Below are 16,080 nucleotides of genomic sequence, written 5' to 3' on the forward strand. Positions count from 1 at the left end.
TATTAAACCGTACTTCGAAGCCGGAATCGGTAAAAAATTCTCATGCGTAGCCTTGAAATTACTCTGACGGCCCCAACTGTGCGTTCCTGAACACAATTTTGAGGATACTTCATGGACAACGCACAGGATTCAGCCAGCCCCGAACAGCCGACCAATGGCGTGGCACAAGGCGCGACCGATGAGGTCAATGCAGGCGTCGACAATGTCGACACCCTGCCCTCGCTGGAAGATCAGCTCCGTCAGCTCGAACTCAAGGCCACTGAACATCACGACGCCTGGTTGCGCGCCAAGGCCGAAACCGAGAACGTGCGCCGTCGCGCCGCGGACGACGTCAGCAAGGCAGCCAAATTCGCCATCGAACGGTTCGCCAACGAACTGCTGACCGTCAAGGACAGCCTCGAGCAAACTCTTGCCGCTGAAAACGTTTCGCTGGAAACGATCTGCGACGGTGTGGAACTGACCCTGCGTAACCTGGGCAAGGCTTTTGAAAAGAGCGGCCTGCTCGATATCAATCCCGTCGGCGAGAAGTTTGATCCGCACAAGCATCAGGCCATCAGCCAGATCCCTTCCGACCAACCCGCAAACACCGTGGTGCAGGTCTTCCAGAAGGGTTATTCGCTGGAAAGCCGCGTATTGCGCCCGGCACTGGTCGCAGTTTCGAGCGGTACAGCTGGCTAAACCCGGTGATCAGCAAGCAACGCGCTTGAATTCCACCTGGATGTCCCTACTTACGAGTCATGAATAAGAAAGTCCGGTGAAAACCGGGCTGTTTAAAATTTTCAGGAGTTTGAACATGGCAAAAATCATCGGCATCGACCTCGGCACCACCAATAGCTGCGTTTCCATCATGGAAGGCGGCCAACCCAAGGTCATCGAAAACTCGGAAGGCGCACGTACGACCCCGTCCATCGTCGCCTATATGGAAGACGGCGAAGTGCTGGTCGGTGCACCCGCCAAGCGCCAGGCCGTGACCAACGCCAAGAACACGCTGTACGCGGTGAAGCGCCTGATTGGCCGCCGCTTCGAAGAGAAGGAAGTACAGAAGGACATCAACATGATGCCCTACACGATTACCAAGGCCGACAACGGCGACGCCTGGGTGGAAGTGCGCGGCAAGAAAATGGCGCCCCCCCAGATCTCCGCTGACGTGCTGCGCAAGATGAAGAAGACCGCTGAAGACTACCTCGGTGAAGAAGTCACCGAAGCCGTCATCACCGTGCCTGCCTACTTCAACGACAGCCAGCGTCAAGCAACGAAGGATGCAGGTCGCATCGCCGGTCTGGACGTCAAGCGCATTATCAACGAGCCAACGGCTGCAGCCCTCGCCTACGGTCTCGACAAGGTCGGCAAGAAGGACCAGAAAATCGCCGTGTTCGACCTGGGTGGTGGCACGTTCGACATCTCCATCATCGAAATTGCTGACGTCGATGGCGACAAGCAATTCGAAGTGTTGGCTACGAACGGCGACACCTTCCTCGGTGGTGAAGACTTCGACCAGCGCCTGATCGACTACATCGTGGCTGAGTTCAAGAGCCAGCATGGTGTCGACCTCGGCAAGGATGCGATCGCCCTGCAACGTATCAAGGCTGCGGCTGAACGCGCCAAGATCGAACTGTCGAGCGGCCAGCAAACCGAAATCAACGAGCCGTACATCACCATGGTCAATGGCGCACCGTCGCACTTGACGATGAAGATCACCCGCGCAAAGTTCGAGCAACTCGTTGAGCAACTCGTCGATGCAACCATCGAGCCTTGCCGCAAGGCACTCAAGGACGCCGGCCTGAAGGTCACCGACATCGACGACGTCATTCTCGTCGGCGGTCAGACCCGCATGCCGAAGGTGCAGGAAAAGGTGAAGGAATTCTTCGGCAAGGAAGCGCGCAAGGACGTGAATCCTGACGAAGCCGTTGCAGTCGGTGCTGCTGTTCAGGGCGGTGTGCTGCAAGGTGACGTGAAGGACGTGTTGCTGCTCGACGTGTCCCCGCTGACCCTGGGTATCGAAACCCTGGGTGGTGTGATGACGCCGATGATCAAGCGCAACACGACGATCCCGACCAAGCACGCGCAAGTGTTCTCGACGGCCGATGACAACCAGCCTGCCGTGACCATCAAGGTCTACCAGGGTGAGCGTGAAATGGCCGCCGGCAACAAGCTGCTGGGTGAGTTCAACCTCGAAGGCATTCCACCTGCAGCACGTGGCACGCCGCAGATCGAAGTGAGCTTCGACGTGGACGCCAACGGCATCCTGCACGTCAAGGCCATGGACAAGGCAACCGGCAAGGAAAACAAGATCACCATCAAGGCCAGCTCGGGTCTGTCGGAAGACGAGATCCAGAACATGGTGAACGACGCTGCGGCGCATGCCGAAGATGACAAGCGCCAGCGCGAACTCATCGATGCGCGCAACCAGGCCGAAGCGCTGATCCACACGACGCGCAAGGCGCTGACCGACCATGGCGACAAGGTCACTGCGGACGAGAAGGAAAAGATCGAAGCTGCGCTGAAGGAAGCGGAAGAAGCGATCAAGGGCTCGGACAAGGAAGCCATCGAAGCCAAGGCGCAAGCATTGGCCGCGGCCAGCCAGAAGCTGGGTGAAGCCGTGTATGCACAGCAACAGGCCGCAGCCGGCGGCGGCGAGCAAGCAGCAGCCCAAGGTGCTCAGACCGCAGCTGACGACAATGTCGTCGATGCTGAATTCACGGAAGTGAAGGACGCAAAGTAAGGTAGTGCCGTTCCGTACTTACGTACGGAAACGTGTGGCAGTACGTGTCGGTGGGCATCGGGCGGCAACGTCCGGATGCCCACTGCCGTATGATGGCTGGAGGTGAAGACAGGCTCCGATCGGTGCCCATGTCTTTTCGCCCGGCGTTCTGTGGGAGGTTGCATGACCAGCAAGTCCGTTTCAGGTTCAGTGGTGTTTCCACCGCGCGGGGACTTCTTCAACACGCTCAAGGCGCGTGTCGATGCGTACTTCCACGAACATCGCGTCGAGCCGACAGGCAACTGGAAGCTCTATGCCAAGACCCTGCTCGGCTACGGTCTGATCTTCGCTGGCTACATCAGCCTCGTGTGGTTTGTCGATTCACTGTGGGCGGCGCTGCTGGCCGGCTTCGCGCTGGCGCAGGGCTACATCATCGTGGCCTTCAACGTCATGCACGACGGCGCACACGGCAGCTATTCGAAGCGTCGCTGGGTGAACTGGCTGGCCGGCGCGACGATGGACTTCATCGGCAGCAGCCAGATGCTGTGGAAGCAGAAACACAACCAGCTACACCACACCTACCCGAACATCGATGGCAAGGACGACGACATCACCATCGGGCCGCTGATGCGCCTGTCTCCCAACCAGAAGTGGTACCCATGGCACCGCCTGCAGGCGCTGTATGCGCCCGTGCTTTACGCCATGCTGACGATGTACCTCGGCCTGTTCAGCGACTTCCACAAGATCGTGACGAACAAGATCGGCAATACCTCGCTGCAACCGAAAGCAGGATGGGAGCTGCCCTGGTTCTTCACCCACAAGCTGGCCTATTTTGGCTACACGCTGGTGCTGCCGTCATTCTTCCATCCGTTCTGGCAAGTGCTGCTGGCCTTCGTCTGCGTGCATGCCGTGTTCGGCCTGGTGCTGTCGCTGGTCTTCCAGCTGGCGCACACGGTCGAAGGCACGGACTTTCCGCTGCCCGCAGAAGGCAGCAATCGCATGCCGGATGAGTGGGCCGTGCATCAGATGAACACCACGGCAGACTTCGCACCGCGCAACAAGCTGGCGACGTTCTACATGGGTGGTCTCAACTTCCAGGTCGAGCACCACCTGTTCCATCGCATCAGCCACGTTCATTACCCAGCCCTGAGCAGCATCGTGCGCAAGACCTGCGAAGAGTTTGCCGTGCGCTACCTGTGCTTCCCCAGCGTGCGCGCTGCCGTGGCGGCCCACTTCCGCTTGCTGCACTCGCTGGGTCGGCGACCCGCATACGCATCACCTGTTTAAAGAAAAAATCCGGAAAAATTCGAGAAGCTGAGCATGGCAAAACGCGATTACTACGAAGCCCTGGGCATCGCCCGGGACGCGTCCGAAGACGACATCAAGAAGGCCTATCGCAAGATGGCCATGAAGTACCACCCCGACCGCAATCCGGACAGCAAGGATGCGGAGGAGAAGTTCAAGGAAATCAAGGAAGCCTACGAGGTCCTCTCCGACGATCAGAAGCGTGGCGCGTATGACCGCTACGGTCACGCCGGCGTCGACCAGTCGCATGGCCCGGGCGGTGGCGGCCAGGGCTTCGGTGATTTCGGCGACGCCTTCGGCGGCATCTTCGACGAAATTTTTGGCGGTCGTGGTGGTGGCGGCGGAGGTGGCGGGCAACGCGTTTATCGCGGCGCCGACCTGCGCTACAACATGGAGATCTCGCTGGAAGAGGCAGCACGCGGCGTCGAGAAGACGATCCGCATTCCCGTCACGGAATCCTGCGAAACCTGCCATGGCTCGGGCGCCAAACCCGGCACCCAGCCCAAGACCTGCGGGACCTGCGGCGGTGCAGGTCAGGTGCGCATCCAGCAAGGATTCTTCTCGGTGCAGCAGACCTGCCCGAAGTGCCACGGTTCAGGCCGTGTCGTCACCGATCCTTGCGTGAGCTGCCATGGCGCGGGCCGCGTCAAGAAGCAGAAGACCCTGGAAGTGAAGGTGCCGGCAGGTATCGACGAAGGCATGCGCCTGCGTCACGGCGGCTTTGGTGAGGCAGGCGTCAACGGTGGACCGGCGGGCGATCTGTACGTCGAGATCCACATCAAGCGCCACGCCGTGTTCGAGCGCGAAGGCGACGATCTGCATTGCGAAATGCCGATCAGCTTCACGACGGCGGCCTTGGGTGGCGAGATCGACATCCCGACGCTCGACGGCGCAGCCAGCATCAAGATTCCGGCCGAGACACAAACCGGCAAGGTGTTCCGCTTGCGCGGCAAGGGCATCAAGAATCTGCGCAGCCATATGACTGGCGATCTGCATTGCCACGTCGTGGTGGAAACGCCGGTCAAGCTGACCGAGCGCCAGCGCGAACTGCTGCGCGAATTCGACGTGATCAACCGCAGCGAGGGCGATCGCCAGAATCCACGCGCCAAGGGCTGGATGGACAAGGTGCGCGACTTCTTCGCGGGCTGAGTTGTTCCAGGATCGATAGAAAAGGGCCGCAGTCTGCGGCCCTTTTTTCATCTAGTCCTTACGCGGTCGCCATATCTGCTCGAAGTTCACCTGCAACATCATGGGCGGCATCACGCTCACGATCTTGAAGCTGTCTATGGTCGTGTCGCGCTTCACCGGATCCATCTGCTGCAAACCCTTGGCGTTGATCAGCGTCGCCACGACTGGCGTGTTGGCCTGTGGCCCACGTTTGTAGACCACGCCCACTTCTCCGTTCGCAAGCTTGACCAGGCTACCCGGCGGATACATGCCGACCTCCTTGATCAACAAGCCCGGGAAGGGATTCTCCTTGCCCTGCCCCATGCCGACATACATCTGCTTGGCGGCCTCGGCGCTGAGCAGAGGCTTGCGATAGGCACGCTGGCTTAGCATGGCCGCATAGACATCACAGGTATGGATCAGGCTCGCCAGCAGGCTGGGAGACTTGATCTTGCGTGGATAACCCGTGCCCTCCTCGTTCTCGTGATGCTCGAGAATGCTGCGCAACCACTCCTGATCGGTGACGCCTGCCGCCATCAGGATGCGGCAGCCCTCCTCGGGATGCGCATCGATACGGGCGCGTTGCTCGGCCGTGAGCGGCGTTTTCTGATGCGCCAGCAGCTGCTGCAATTCAACGATGGCAATGTTCTGCGTCAAGGCTGCGCAGCACAGCGACATCCGGGAAGCCTCGTCGAAGTCACCACGCCGTGCGACGAGCTCGCCCAGCACCGCGACATGCAGACCATGGGCGATCGGGTAGCGCTTGTACTCCTTGAGCAGGATGGCGGCAATCGCCAGGTCGGGGCTGCGCTCGCACAACTCCATGACCTGCCGCGCGAAGACCTGCAGGCCTGTCGTGAAACTGCCGTCTCTGGGCGGCTCTTTCATGAGCGCGCCAACGCCCACCTGCACGGCCTGCCAGATCGACAGAGGATCGTAGGTCTGGCGCAAGGAATTCGGATCGAAGCCCAGATAGGCCTTGTAGATCTCAGCCGGCACGAACATGCCGCGCTCGAGCAGGCGCTCGATCTGTTCCGTACGCTGGATGACATAGCCTTTGCGCAACAGCAATTGCCCTGACACGTCATAGACGTCCCAAGGCAAAGCCTCATTGAGATGCAGTTGTGCGCTACTCAGGCGATGAAAATCGGCCACCCAGCCTCCTCGCGGGATAAATCCCCACAAGGCTGGTTACGACTGACAGATCGCGTTGGTTAAGGGCCTAAGTCACGAAAGCCGACCCGACAAGCATCAGCACTTACCCTTACAAGACAACGACTTAGCGTTTCATCAGCCATAACCGGATCTCTTGATCAAGCGTGTCTGTGCTGATGCGCTTGCAGGACTTCGAGGAACGCCGTGCCGTAAGCCGCCAACTTGCGATCGCCCACCCCGGAGAGTTCGTACATCGCCTCAAGACTGATTGGCCGCTTGTCGAGCATCTGCTTGAGCGTCGCGTCGCCGAAGATCATGTAGGCCGGTACGTTCTGCTCATCGGCCAGATCGCGTCGGCATTGGCGCAAGGCTGCCCACAAGGTGCGCGCTTCGTCCGACTCGAATTCGATTTCACGCCTTACGCTGGAAGCACCCGTCGGCGCCGTTGCACGTACCTGGCGTGCCATGAAGCTGGTCTCGCCACGCAGCACAGGCCGGCAGCTCTCCTGCAGGATCAGACCACCGTGTTCGTTCACGCCGATCATGCCCAGCGCCACCATCTGGCGCAACAGCGAGTTCCATTGCGCATCCGAAACGGATTTTCCGATGCCGAAGGTCGACAAGTGCTGATGACCGCGCTCGGAAACCTTGGTTGTCTCACGCCCCTGCAATATGTCGATCAGGTGTCCTGCACCATAACGCTGGCCGCTGCGGTAAATCGTCGACAGCATCTGTTGCGCGGGCAGCGCCGCATCGAACATCTGCGGTGGCGTGAGGCACATATCGCAGTTGCCACACGGCGTCGAGGCTTCGCCGAAGTAGCGCAGCAAGACTTCACGGCGACAGGCAGGCGCCTCGCAGTAACCTAGCAGAGCATCCAGCTTGCGGCGCTCGACGCGTTTCACCTCATCCGGCGCGGTAGATTGCTCGATCATCTCGCGGTGCAGGACCATGTCCTGCAGGCCATAGGCCATCCACGCATTTGACGGCAGACCGTCGCGCCCTGCCCGGCCCGTCTCCTGGTAGTACGCCTCAAGACTCTTCGGCAGATCCAGATGCGCGACGAAGCGCACATCAGGCTTGTCGATGCCCATGCCGAAGGCCACGGTTGCCACCATGACGATGCCTTCGCCGCGCACGAACTGTGTCTGGTGGGTCTCGCGCACGCTGGAGTCGAGGCCCGCGTGATACGGCATGGCGCGAATGCCTTCAGTCTTCAGCCAGGTCGCGGTCTCTTCGACCTTCTTGCGCGACAGGCAATACACGATGCCGGAATCGCCATCGTGATTGGTGCGGATGAAACGCAGCAGCTGCTTGCGCGGATTATCCTTCTCAAGCACCGCGTAACGGATGTTCGGCCGGTCGAAGCTGGACAGGAACAGGCGCGCATCATGCAGCGCAAGACGCTCGACGATCTCCTGCCGCGTCGCCGCGTCGGCGGTCGCCGTCAGCGCGATACGTGGCACCTCCGGAAAACGCTCGTGCAGGATGGAGAGCTGGATGTATTCCGGCCGGAAATCGTGCCCCCACTGCGACACGCAATGCGCCTCATCGATCGCGAACAAGGCCAGTCGGGCGCGCGTCATGAGGTTCTGGAAGCGCGGCGTCAGCAGGCGCTCCGGCGCCACGTAAAGCATGTCCAGCTGGCCATTGACGAAGGCTTGTTCGACGTTCGCAGTCTCATCTGCATCCAGCGTCGAATTCAGCAAAGCGGCCCGCACGCCAGCTTGCCGCAGGGCCTGCACCTGATCCTGCATCAAGGCAATCAGGGGAGAAACAACGATGCCGCAACCATCGCGCAGCAAGGCGGGAATCTGGTAGCACAGCGACTTGCCGCCCCCCGTCGGCATCAGGACCAGCGCATCACCGCCGCCGACAAGGTGATCCACCACTGCAGCCTGCTCGCCGCGAAAGGCGGCATAGCCGAAAACGTGACGCAAGGTGTGCTGCGCGGGGGACAGCTCTTCGGAAATTGTTTCGGAAATCATATGGTCGCCATTTTGACAGCTGCGGCAGGCGATTGGGCGACGAAGCCAGGAAGGCTGCGTCAATTGTGAGGGTATCTGGCGCAACGCAACAAAGCGTCGGCCGCACGAGTCGCAAATGTTAAACTCCCGGCCTTTCGCCGCAGCGCCATTGCTGCTTCAACAGGCCTTTCCCACCCTGGCTCGCCACACATTGCCCATGAACGTTTCGCTAAAGAGTTTCCTGCAGCGGACCGTCGCCCTGCTCTGCAGCGCGGCGCTGGTCATCTGGTTCGTGCACAGCGGGAAGGCCGACAATCTCTCGCAGCTCATTGCGCGCGTACAACCCTGGCAACTGGCCGGACTCGTCAGCGCATTCGTGCTCACCTATCTGCTACGCGCGGGCCGCGTCTTCGACGAATTCCGGGTCGATACGCCAGTGACGTTCGCCGGCATCCTCCGTTTGACGCTGATCCACAACGCGATGGTGAACGTCGTACCGTTCCGCGGCGGCGAGGCTGCTTTCCCGATTCTCCTGTCGCGCTGGTTCGGCGTACCCACTACCCGCGCTGTTGCAGCGCTGTTGTGGTTACGCCTGCAGGATGCATTTGTCGTGCTCGCGCTGGCCGCACTGGTCTGGCCGGATCTTCCTCTCTGGTTGCGCATCGTTTGGATGGCCGTGGTCTTGCTGGCGGCTTGGGCAGTGCCGGCTTGGGCGCGCAATCATCCCGAACTGCTACCGGAACATGGCCGCCTGGCCACCCTGTTCATCAAGCTGCGTGCGGCGCTCGCCCAGTCCACGCACAGCTCCGGCCGCGCCTGGTTGTGGACGTTTGCCAACTGGTCGGTCAAGCTCGCGGCACAAGCCTGGATGCTGGCCCTGCTGCTCGGCGTGCCCTTGCAAGCAGGCCTCGCCGGGGCCATGGGCCTTGAACTTGCCGCCGTGCAACCGATCCAGGGCGTAGCCGGATTCGGCACGGCCGAGTTCGGTGGTGCGGCACTTCTACGCGCTCACGGCATAATGCTGGCAGATGGCGTACAAGCCGCGCTGGTGCTACACCTCTTCGTGATTGCCTGTGCCTTGTGCGCAGGTGCTGCAGCCTTCATGTTCCTGCCAGACGCCAACAAGAAACTGGCGAAAGAATAGTCTCCCGGGCTGGCGCAAACGCCGGCCCATGCCAGTCAATACCTGATCGAAAAATGCCATGACCGACTCGTCCGTAGCTTCGCAAACGCTTGTCCTGCCCCCTGTGCCGTCGAACGCCGAGCTGGCCCTGGAGACCCTGCCGGTCCATCGCCTGTCGGTCGTCGTGCCGATGTACAACGAGGCCGAGAGCGTCGCGCCCATGGTCGAGCGCGTGCATGAAGGCCTCTCCAACTACCCATGGCCCTGGGAGCTGGTCATCGTGGACGATGGCAGCTCCGACAGCACGGTCGACGCCCTGCGCGCCGCTGCTGCCGAATATGGCCCGCATGTGCGCGTCGTCGAGCTGATGCGCAACTTCAAACAGACCGCGGCCATGCAGGCCGGTATCGACGCCGCCCGCGGCGACGTGATCGTGACCCTCGATGGCGATCTGCAGAACGACCCTATCGACATCCCGCGCATGGTGGCGCGCCTGCTGCGCGAGAACCTCGACCTCGTTGCCGGCTGGCGCAAGAACCGTCAGGACGGTCTGTGGCTGCGCAAGATCCCGTCGCGCATCGCCAACCGCCTGATCGCCCGCATCACCGGTGTGAAGCTCAACGACTACGGCTGCAGTCTCAAGGCCTTCCGCGGCAGCGTCATCAAGAGCGTGCGCCTCTATGGCGAAATGCACCGCTTCATTCCGGCCTGGCTGGCAACAGTAACCACGCCGCGGCGCATCTCGGAGGAAGTCGTCGAACACCATGCACGCCAGTTCGGCGAATCGAAGTACGGCATCTCGCGTACGTTCCGCGTGATTCTCGACCTGATCTCGGTCTACTTCTTCATGCGCTTCCGCACGCGCCCCGGCCATTTCTTTGGCGGCGCAGGCCTCACCATCGGCAGCATCGGTTCGGCGATCCTGCTCTACATGGCCTTCCTCAAACTCGTGCAGGGACAAACCATCGGCACCCGCCCCTTGCTGATGCTGGGTTTCTTCGCGCTGGTCATGGGCGTGCAGTTCGTGCTCACCGGCGTGCTGGCTGAAACCCTGGCGCGGATCTACTTCGAATCCGGTTCGGCAAAGCAATACGAAGTGCGTGACCCGGATCACTTCGGCAAGGACGAGGCCTGGAAAAAATCCGCATGAAGCGTCTCGACGTCGACCGTCAGCTCGGCTGGCTGCTGTTCCTGATCCCGCTGGCGGCTTTCCTCTTCAACCTCGGCAGCATTCCGTTGTTCGATGTTGACGAAGGTGCGTTCTCGGAAGCCACGCGCGAGATGTTCGTGCGTCACGACTTCCTGTCGACTTGGCTCAATGGCGCGCCACGCTTCGACAAACCCATCCTGATCTACTGGTGCCAGGCGATCTTCGTCTGGCTCTTCGGCCCGAACGAATGGGCGTTCCGCCTGCCCTCTGCGCTCGCCGCTTCAGCCTGGTGCTGGGCTGTCGGCATCTTCGCCGGCGAGCAAGGGGCAAAAACGGGCAATGCCCACCATGCCGCCATCTTCGGCACGACAGTCGCCGCAACCAGCCTGGGCGTAATTTTCATCGGCCGCGCCGCTACCGCCGACGCCTTGCTGAACATGCTGATCGCATTGAGCCTGTTCGACAGCTGGCGCCACCTCGAGTCCGGCAAGCGGGCGCCACTTCTGCGCAGCTACTTGTGGATCGGCCTCGGAGTGCTCACCAAGGGGCCGGTCGCGCTGATGATTCCAGCGGCGACGACGCTGATCTATTGCCTGAGCTTTCGCCGCATGCGCGACTGGACACGCAGCGTGTTCGACCCGACAGGCTGGGTGATCCTGTTGGCCGTGACCGTTCCCTGGTATGCGGCGGCGCTGAGCATTCACGGCCAGGCCTTCATCGACGGCTTCATACTCAAGCACAATGTCGAGCGCTTTTCGGGTTCGCTCGAAGGCCACTCCGGCAGCATCTTCTACTACTTGGCCATCGTGCCTGTGCTGCTGCTACCGTGGCTCACCTGGCTGGTCGCCTCGCTTCTGAAGATCAAGAGCGACATGGGCGACCCGTTGCGTCGTTTCCTGTGGATCTGGGCGATCTTCGTCATCGGCTTCTTCTCGCTGTCCGGCACCAAGCTGCCGCACTACGCGTTGTATGGCTGCACGCCCCTGTTTGTGCTGATCGCGCTCAATCGCGAACTCGTGCGCAATGCCCGTCTTGCGGCCCTGCCCGCGCTGATCGTGCTGTGCGTAGCGCTCACCCTGCCGTCCATCCTTGGCGATGCTTTGCGCAAGGGCTGGATCGAGGACCCGTTCTATGTTCTGCAGATCGGTCGCATTGCGGAAGTGAAGCTGTTCGGCTACCACGGCGTCACCGGCTTGACCCTCGCTGCAGCGGCGATGGCCGTCTTCATCCTTCACAACGATGCCTGGAAGCGCACGAGCTTCGTCGCAGGCCTGACCCTGCTCTCCGTCACGGCAGCCGTCGCACCGTTGATGGGGGAGCTGTTGCAAGGGCCGACCAAACGCGCGGGCATCGCAGCGCGCGCCTACAAGGAGCCGATGGTGCTGTGGAATTTCCATGCCCCCAGCTTCAGCGTCTACCGACAAGGCGTGACCCCTACCGAGCAGGCCCAGCCGGGGCAGATCGCGCTGACCCGCGCCGATCGCCTGCCCGCCGATGCCAAGGTGGACGTACTGCAGCGTGAAGGCGGCGTCATGCTGGTCCGGGTCAAATAAGCATGCAGACCTTCGCGACGCTACGCACACCGCAAACGACCGGCCTTCCCGCGCGCTCCGGTGCCGGCATGCTCCTGATGTGGCTGGGCATCGTCACCTTCTATCGCATCTGGGTACTGCCGCGTCTGGGCATCACGCTATACGTGGACGAGGCGCAATACTGGACCTGGGCGCAGCAACTCGACTGGGGCTATTTTTCGAAACCCCCCGTCGTCGCCTGGCTGATCGCGGCATCGACAGCACTGTTCGGTGACGATCTGGTCGCCGTCAAACTGAGTGCCATCCTGCTCTACCCGGCAACCGCATGGCTGCTGTTCGTACTCGGTCGCCAGCTCTTCGACACGCGTGTCGGCCTGCGCAGCGCAGTCGCATTTTCGCTGCTGCCTTTCGTCTCCGGGCTTGGCTTGTTCGTCTCCACCGATGCGCCCTTGCTGTTCTTCTGGGCGCTCGCCATCCTCGCGCTGGTACGGGCAACGTCGATGGATCGCTGGCGTGACTGGCTGCTGCTGGGCGTCGCACTCGGCTTGGGCGTCATGTCGAAGTACACGATGCTGGCTTTCGGCGCATCGGCCTTGCTCTACCTGCTGCTCTCACCACAACGTCGCGCGCAGCTGGGCAACCCGCGTCTGTGGGCCGCCATCGCCCTGGCCGCCGTCCTGGTCATGCCTAACGTCTTGTGGAATTGGTCGCATGATTTCCCGACCCTGCGCCATACCGCCGACATCACCCACGTCGAGGGCATCAACGACAAGGGCGGCAACGTCGGCGAATTCCTGCTCGCGCAACTGGCCTCGCTGGGCCCCGGCTTTGCGCTGGCCTTTCTGGCGGGACTGGTGGTCGCATGGCAGCAACGTCGTGATGGGCGCATGCAATTGCTGGTGTGCTTCTCGCTGCCCTTGCTGGCCATCGTCTTCCTGCAGGCGCTGCGCTCCGAAGCCAATGGCAACTGGGCCGCACCGGCCTTCGTCACGGCAACCGTGCTGGCCGTTGTCTTTCTGAGCCGCCTCAAGACGCGCTGGTGGATCGTGGTAATCGCACTCAACGCAGGTCTGATGCTGACGGTGTATCACGTGCGCGACATCTACCGCATCGCCGGCAAACCGGTGCCCGCCAGCCTCGACATCCTCAAGCGCGCGCGCGCCTGGGACGTACTGGCTCGCCAGCTGCGCCCTATCTTCGCCGCCCACCCCGACGCCATGCTGCTGACGGAAAATCGCACGCTGATGGCGCACCTGCTCTACGAGCTACGTGACATGCATCTGCAGCACGCCGCCTGGAAGCCACAAGCAATTCCGCAGGATCATTACCAGTTGACCACCCCGCTCGGCCCCGAAGACCTGGGGCGCTCCGCCATCCTGGTAACGCAGAGTGGCTCCGCAGGCGTGATCGAGCGCTTCAGCTCGCACCAGACGCTCGCTCACGTCTCTGTCATTGCAGGGCCGAAGCTGCGTCGTGAAGTGGATGTGATCCTGCTCGAAGGATTCAGGGGCTATCGTTGATCAACGATCTGCCTGGCGATCAAGCCGATTCATGTACCAGGCATAGAATCCGACGATCAGCAGAAAGATGATCAGCGAGCCCTGCGCAGCGAAATAGAAGCCGAGCGGAAAGCCGAGCACATGGAAGGTATTCAGTTCCGGCGCATACAGGCAGGTCGCGAGCGTCACCCCCAGCCATAGCAACAACAGCCCCAGCGTTAAACGCCGCGTCTTGCGCCAGTAGGGGCCGGGATCCTTGGTCACTGCATGCTCGCTATGGCCATCGCTACTACGGCAACCAACGGTTCTGCCGCAACCAGTTCTCGCACAGACGCGTCCAGGCACTCACCGGCCCGGTTGCGAGGCGTATGCCAAAGCCATGCCCTCCATCACGGAAGACATGCAGCTCCGCTTTCACACCTGCCTTGCGCAAGGCAAGGTAATAGCGGATCGAGTTTTCCGGCGGCACGGCCGCATCGTCGTCCGGCAGCAAGATGAAGGTTTCCGGCGTAGCCGCATCGACGCATTCATCGCTCGAGTGGGCCTTGAGCAAGGCAGCATCCGGTTCGGCTCCCAGCAGGTTCTGGCGCGAACCAGCATGCGCAATGACCGCGTCCATCGAGATCACCGGATAGCCCAGGACTACAAAGTCCGGGCGCGCAGACAGCCCGTCAGCGGCATCGACCGGCGCATAGACTGCGCGATCGAATCCCGTCGCAAGCGAGGAGACGACGTGACCTCCGGCCGAGAAGCCCATTGCACCGACACGGGCGACATCGACATCCCACTCCGCAGTATGTTGGCGTACGAGACGCATGGCGCGCTGCGCATCCTGCAGGGGCACGTTACGACCCTCTTCGTGCCCCTCAGCGGGCAAGCGATAGACCAGCACGCAGACCGTCACGCCCAGTCCGGTCAGCCAGCGCGCGACATCCACACCTTCCTTGTCCCACACCACGCGTTGGTAGCCACCGCCCGGCACCAGCAATATCGCCGCACCATTTGGCCGCTCGGGACGAAACACGGCGAGGCGTGGCCGTGAAATACGCGTGATGGCACGGTCAAAAAACGCAGAGGTATCAGGGCTGCGCTCTTCGATCAGCTCGTCGAAAGTCAGCGCAGCCGAGCCCGGCGCTGCGGCCGGCCACAGGGGAATCTCGAAAGCTGGGTTCATGAGGAAAGGCTTTGGGGGAAAAACGGGAAGGTCAGACGCGATGGGCCAGAGTCGTCATGACACGCGAGGCGAAAGTCATGGCCGTACGCACAGCTGCTGGCAGCTCGGCAGCCCCCAGACTGACCGCCGTCGTGGCATGGGCCATTTCATCGGCTTTCATCTGCTCGAGAATCGCTCGTGAGCGTGCATCCTCAGCGGGAATGCGATCAAGGTGGCTGGCGAGATGTGCTTCGACCTGGCGTTCGGTCTCGGCCAGAAAGCCGAGATTCCATTTGTCACCCGCCAATCCAGCCGCGACGCCCATGCCTAGCGCACCGAAATACCATAGCGGATTTAGCAGGCTGGTACGACCGCCAAGCTCCTTGATGCGCTGCGCCGTCCAGGCCAGGTGCTCGGTTTCTTCTTCCGCCGCATGCTCCAGCGAGCGGCGCAGGCCGGCATCACGCGAGGTGATCGCCTGCCCCTGATAGAGCGCCTGCGCACAGATTTCACCGACATGATTTACGCGCATCAGCGCCGCCACTTCACTGCGCTGCGCTTCGCTCAGCTCAGCCTCTGGCAGCTGATCGCCCGGCACCGGCCGCGTCGATTGCGCCGGCGCAGCGAGCGTGCGCAGGATCTTGTCGAACTCGACGATGGCACGATCAAGCGGCATTGCTGCCCGCCGCTGCGTTGTCGAGCTCCGTGTAACTTACGGGGCGCTTGGCAAAGTCGCCATGAAAAAGGATATGCCCGAGCTCGTTCAGCGCATGACGATAGACGCCTCGCTTGAACTCGATGACATTTTCGAGCGGCACCCAGTATTGCGCCCAGCGCCAGGCATCGAATTCGGGATGCCCGCTGGCGCGCAAGTTCAAATCGCAATCGCGGCCGCGCATGCGCAGCAGGAACCAGATCTGTTTCTGGCCACGATAAGTGGTGCGCCACTCGCGCTTGATCCAGTTTTTCGGCACGTCATAACGCAGCCAGTCACGCGTTCTGCCGAGCACCTGTACATGCTCGGGGGATAGGCCGGTCTCTTCGAACAACTCGCGGAACATGGCCTGCTCGGGCGACTCGCCCTGCTTGATGCCACCTTGCGGAAACTGCCAGGAATGTTCGCGAATCCGTTTGCCCCAGAAGACCTCGTTGCGTGCGTTGGCGATGACGATGCCGACATTGGGACGATAACCGTCTCTGTCGAGCATGATGGACACCTTAATACATTGACTGCTGCCGATTGTTCCACAGTTCCGCTGTCGAGGAAACACGGAACTGTGACGGGAATACGGGCGAAATGCCCAGTCGAAATCATCGACTGGCGGAAT

Annotated in this window: 14 protein-coding genes; 8 read left to right on the forward strand and 6 right to left on the reverse strand. The window is 61.5% G+C overall.

Annotation, left to right across the window (positions count from 1 at the left end; all coding sequences use genetic code 11):
* Nucleotides 1-111: 111 nt before the first annotated feature.
* The 4 genes from grpE to dnaJ all read left to right on the forward strand — a co-directional run bounded on the left by grpE (nucleotide 112) and on the right by dnaJ (nucleotide 5,155).
* Nucleotides 112-678, forward strand: coding sequence for a nucleotide exchange factor GrpE (gene grpE, locus VVD49_RS19980; RefSeq protein WP_327600993.1), 567 nt, complete (start codon nucleotides 112-114; stop codon nucleotides 676-678).
* Nucleotides 679-793: 115 nt separating this feature from the next.
* Entirely contained in the window at nucleotides 794-2,722 is a 1,929-nt protein-coding gene (gene dnaK / locus VVD49_RS19985; protein ID WP_327600994.1) for a molecular chaperone DnaK, read from the forward strand.
* A gap of 162 nt (nucleotides 2,723-2,884) precedes the next feature.
* Nucleotides 2,885-3,988 carry a fatty acid desaturase family protein gene (locus VVD49_RS19990; RefSeq protein ID WP_327600995.1) on the forward strand — a complete coding sequence of 368 codons (1,104 nt, stop codon included), beginning with the start codon at nucleotides 2,885-2,887 and terminating at the stop codon, nucleotides 3,986-3,988.
* A 33-nt stretch (nucleotides 3,989-4,021) separates the two neighbouring features.
* The gene (dnaJ, locus tag VVD49_RS19995; protein WP_327600996.1) at nucleotides 4,022-5,155 is read left to right on the forward strand and encodes a molecular chaperone DnaJ; all 1,134 of its coding nucleotides are present in this window, start codon (nucleotides 4,022-4,024) and stop codon (nucleotides 5,153-5,155) included.
* A gap of 51 nt (nucleotides 5,156-5,206) precedes the next feature.
* On the opposite strand, the gene VVD49_RS20000 is transcribed toward dnaJ, so the two are convergent.
* Nucleotides 5,207-6,328, reverse strand: a complete 1,122-nt coding sequence (locus VVD49_RS20000; protein ID WP_327600997.1) for an HD-GYP domain-containing protein — start codon at nucleotides 6,326-6,328, stop codon at nucleotides 5,207-5,209.
* A gap of 158 nt (nucleotides 6,329-6,486) precedes the next feature.
* Nucleotides 6,487-8,316, reverse strand: coding sequence for a DNA helicase RecQ (gene recQ / locus VVD49_RS20005; RefSeq protein ID WP_327600998.1), 1,830 nt, complete (start codon nucleotides 8,314-8,316; stop codon nucleotides 6,487-6,489).
* A 196-nt stretch (nucleotides 8,317-8,512) separates the two neighbouring features.
* Here recQ and VVD49_RS20010 point away from each other — a divergent pair, with 196 nt between their 5' ends.
* The 4 genes from VVD49_RS20010 to VVD49_RS20025 are packed head-to-tail and all read left to right on the forward strand — an operon-like array spanning nucleotide 8,513 to nucleotide 13,620.
* Complete coding sequence (locus VVD49_RS20010) at nucleotides 8,513-9,439, forward strand: lysylphosphatidylglycerol synthase transmembrane domain-containing protein (protein WP_327600999.1); 927 nt, start codon at nucleotides 8,513-8,515, stop codon at nucleotides 9,437-9,439.
* Nucleotides 9,440-9,497: 58 nt separating this feature from the next.
* Nucleotides 9,498-10,568, forward strand: coding sequence for a glycosyltransferase family 2 protein (locus VVD49_RS20015; protein WP_327601000.1), 1,071 nt, complete (start codon nucleotides 9,498-9,500; stop codon nucleotides 10,566-10,568).
* Nucleotides 10,565-12,121 carry an ArnT family glycosyltransferase gene (locus VVD49_RS20020; RefSeq protein ID WP_327601001.1) on the forward strand — a complete coding sequence of 519 codons (1,557 nt, stop codon included), beginning with the start codon at nucleotides 10,565-10,567 and terminating at the stop codon, nucleotides 12,119-12,121. The genes VVD49_RS20015 and VVD49_RS20020 overlap by 4 nt, the downstream gene beginning before the upstream one ends.
* A gap of 2 nt (nucleotides 12,122-12,123) precedes the next feature.
* On the forward strand, nucleotides 12,124-13,620 hold the full coding sequence (locus VVD49_RS20025) for a glycosyltransferase family 39 protein (RefSeq protein WP_327601002.1): 1,497 nt from the start codon (nucleotides 12,124-12,126) through the stop codon (nucleotides 13,618-13,620).
* Here the strand turns inward: VVD49_RS20025 and VVD49_RS20030 are convergent, their stop codons facing one another.
* From VVD49_RS20030 to VVD49_RS20045, 4 genes are read right to left on the reverse strand one after another with little or no spacing between them, the layout of a single operon-like run.
* Complete coding sequence (locus tag VVD49_RS20030) at nucleotides 13,621-13,863, reverse strand: DUF4212 domain-containing protein (protein WP_327601003.1); 243 nt, start codon at nucleotides 13,861-13,863, stop codon at nucleotides 13,621-13,623.
* A 25-nt stretch (nucleotides 13,864-13,888) separates the two neighbouring features.
* Complete coding sequence (locus VVD49_RS20035) at nucleotides 13,889-14,773, reverse strand: alpha/beta hydrolase (RefSeq protein ID WP_327601004.1); 885 nt, start codon at nucleotides 14,771-14,773, stop codon at nucleotides 13,889-13,891.
* Between the two features lie 31 nt (nucleotides 14,774-14,804).
* Nucleotides 14,805-15,428: a 2-polyprenyl-3-methyl-6-methoxy-1,4-benzoquinone monooxygenase gene (coq7, locus tag VVD49_RS20040; RefSeq protein WP_327601005.1), complete on the reverse strand. Its 624-nt coding sequence runs from the start codon at nucleotides 15,426-15,428 to the stop codon at nucleotides 14,805-14,807.
* Nucleotides 15,418-15,960: an RNA pyrophosphohydrolase gene (locus tag VVD49_RS20045; RefSeq protein ID WP_327601006.1), complete on the reverse strand. Its 543-nt coding sequence runs from the start codon at nucleotides 15,958-15,960 to the stop codon at nucleotides 15,418-15,420. Before VVD49_RS20045 ends, coq7 begins: the two co-directional genes overlap by 11 nt.
* Nucleotides 15,961-16,080 lie beyond the last annotated feature (120 nt).

Origin of the sequence: Uliginosibacterium silvisoli, assembly GCF_036017035.1 — a bacterium.
GTDB lineage: Bacteria > Pseudomonadota > Gammaproteobacteria > Burkholderiales > Rhodocyclaceae > Viridibacterium > Viridibacterium silvisoli.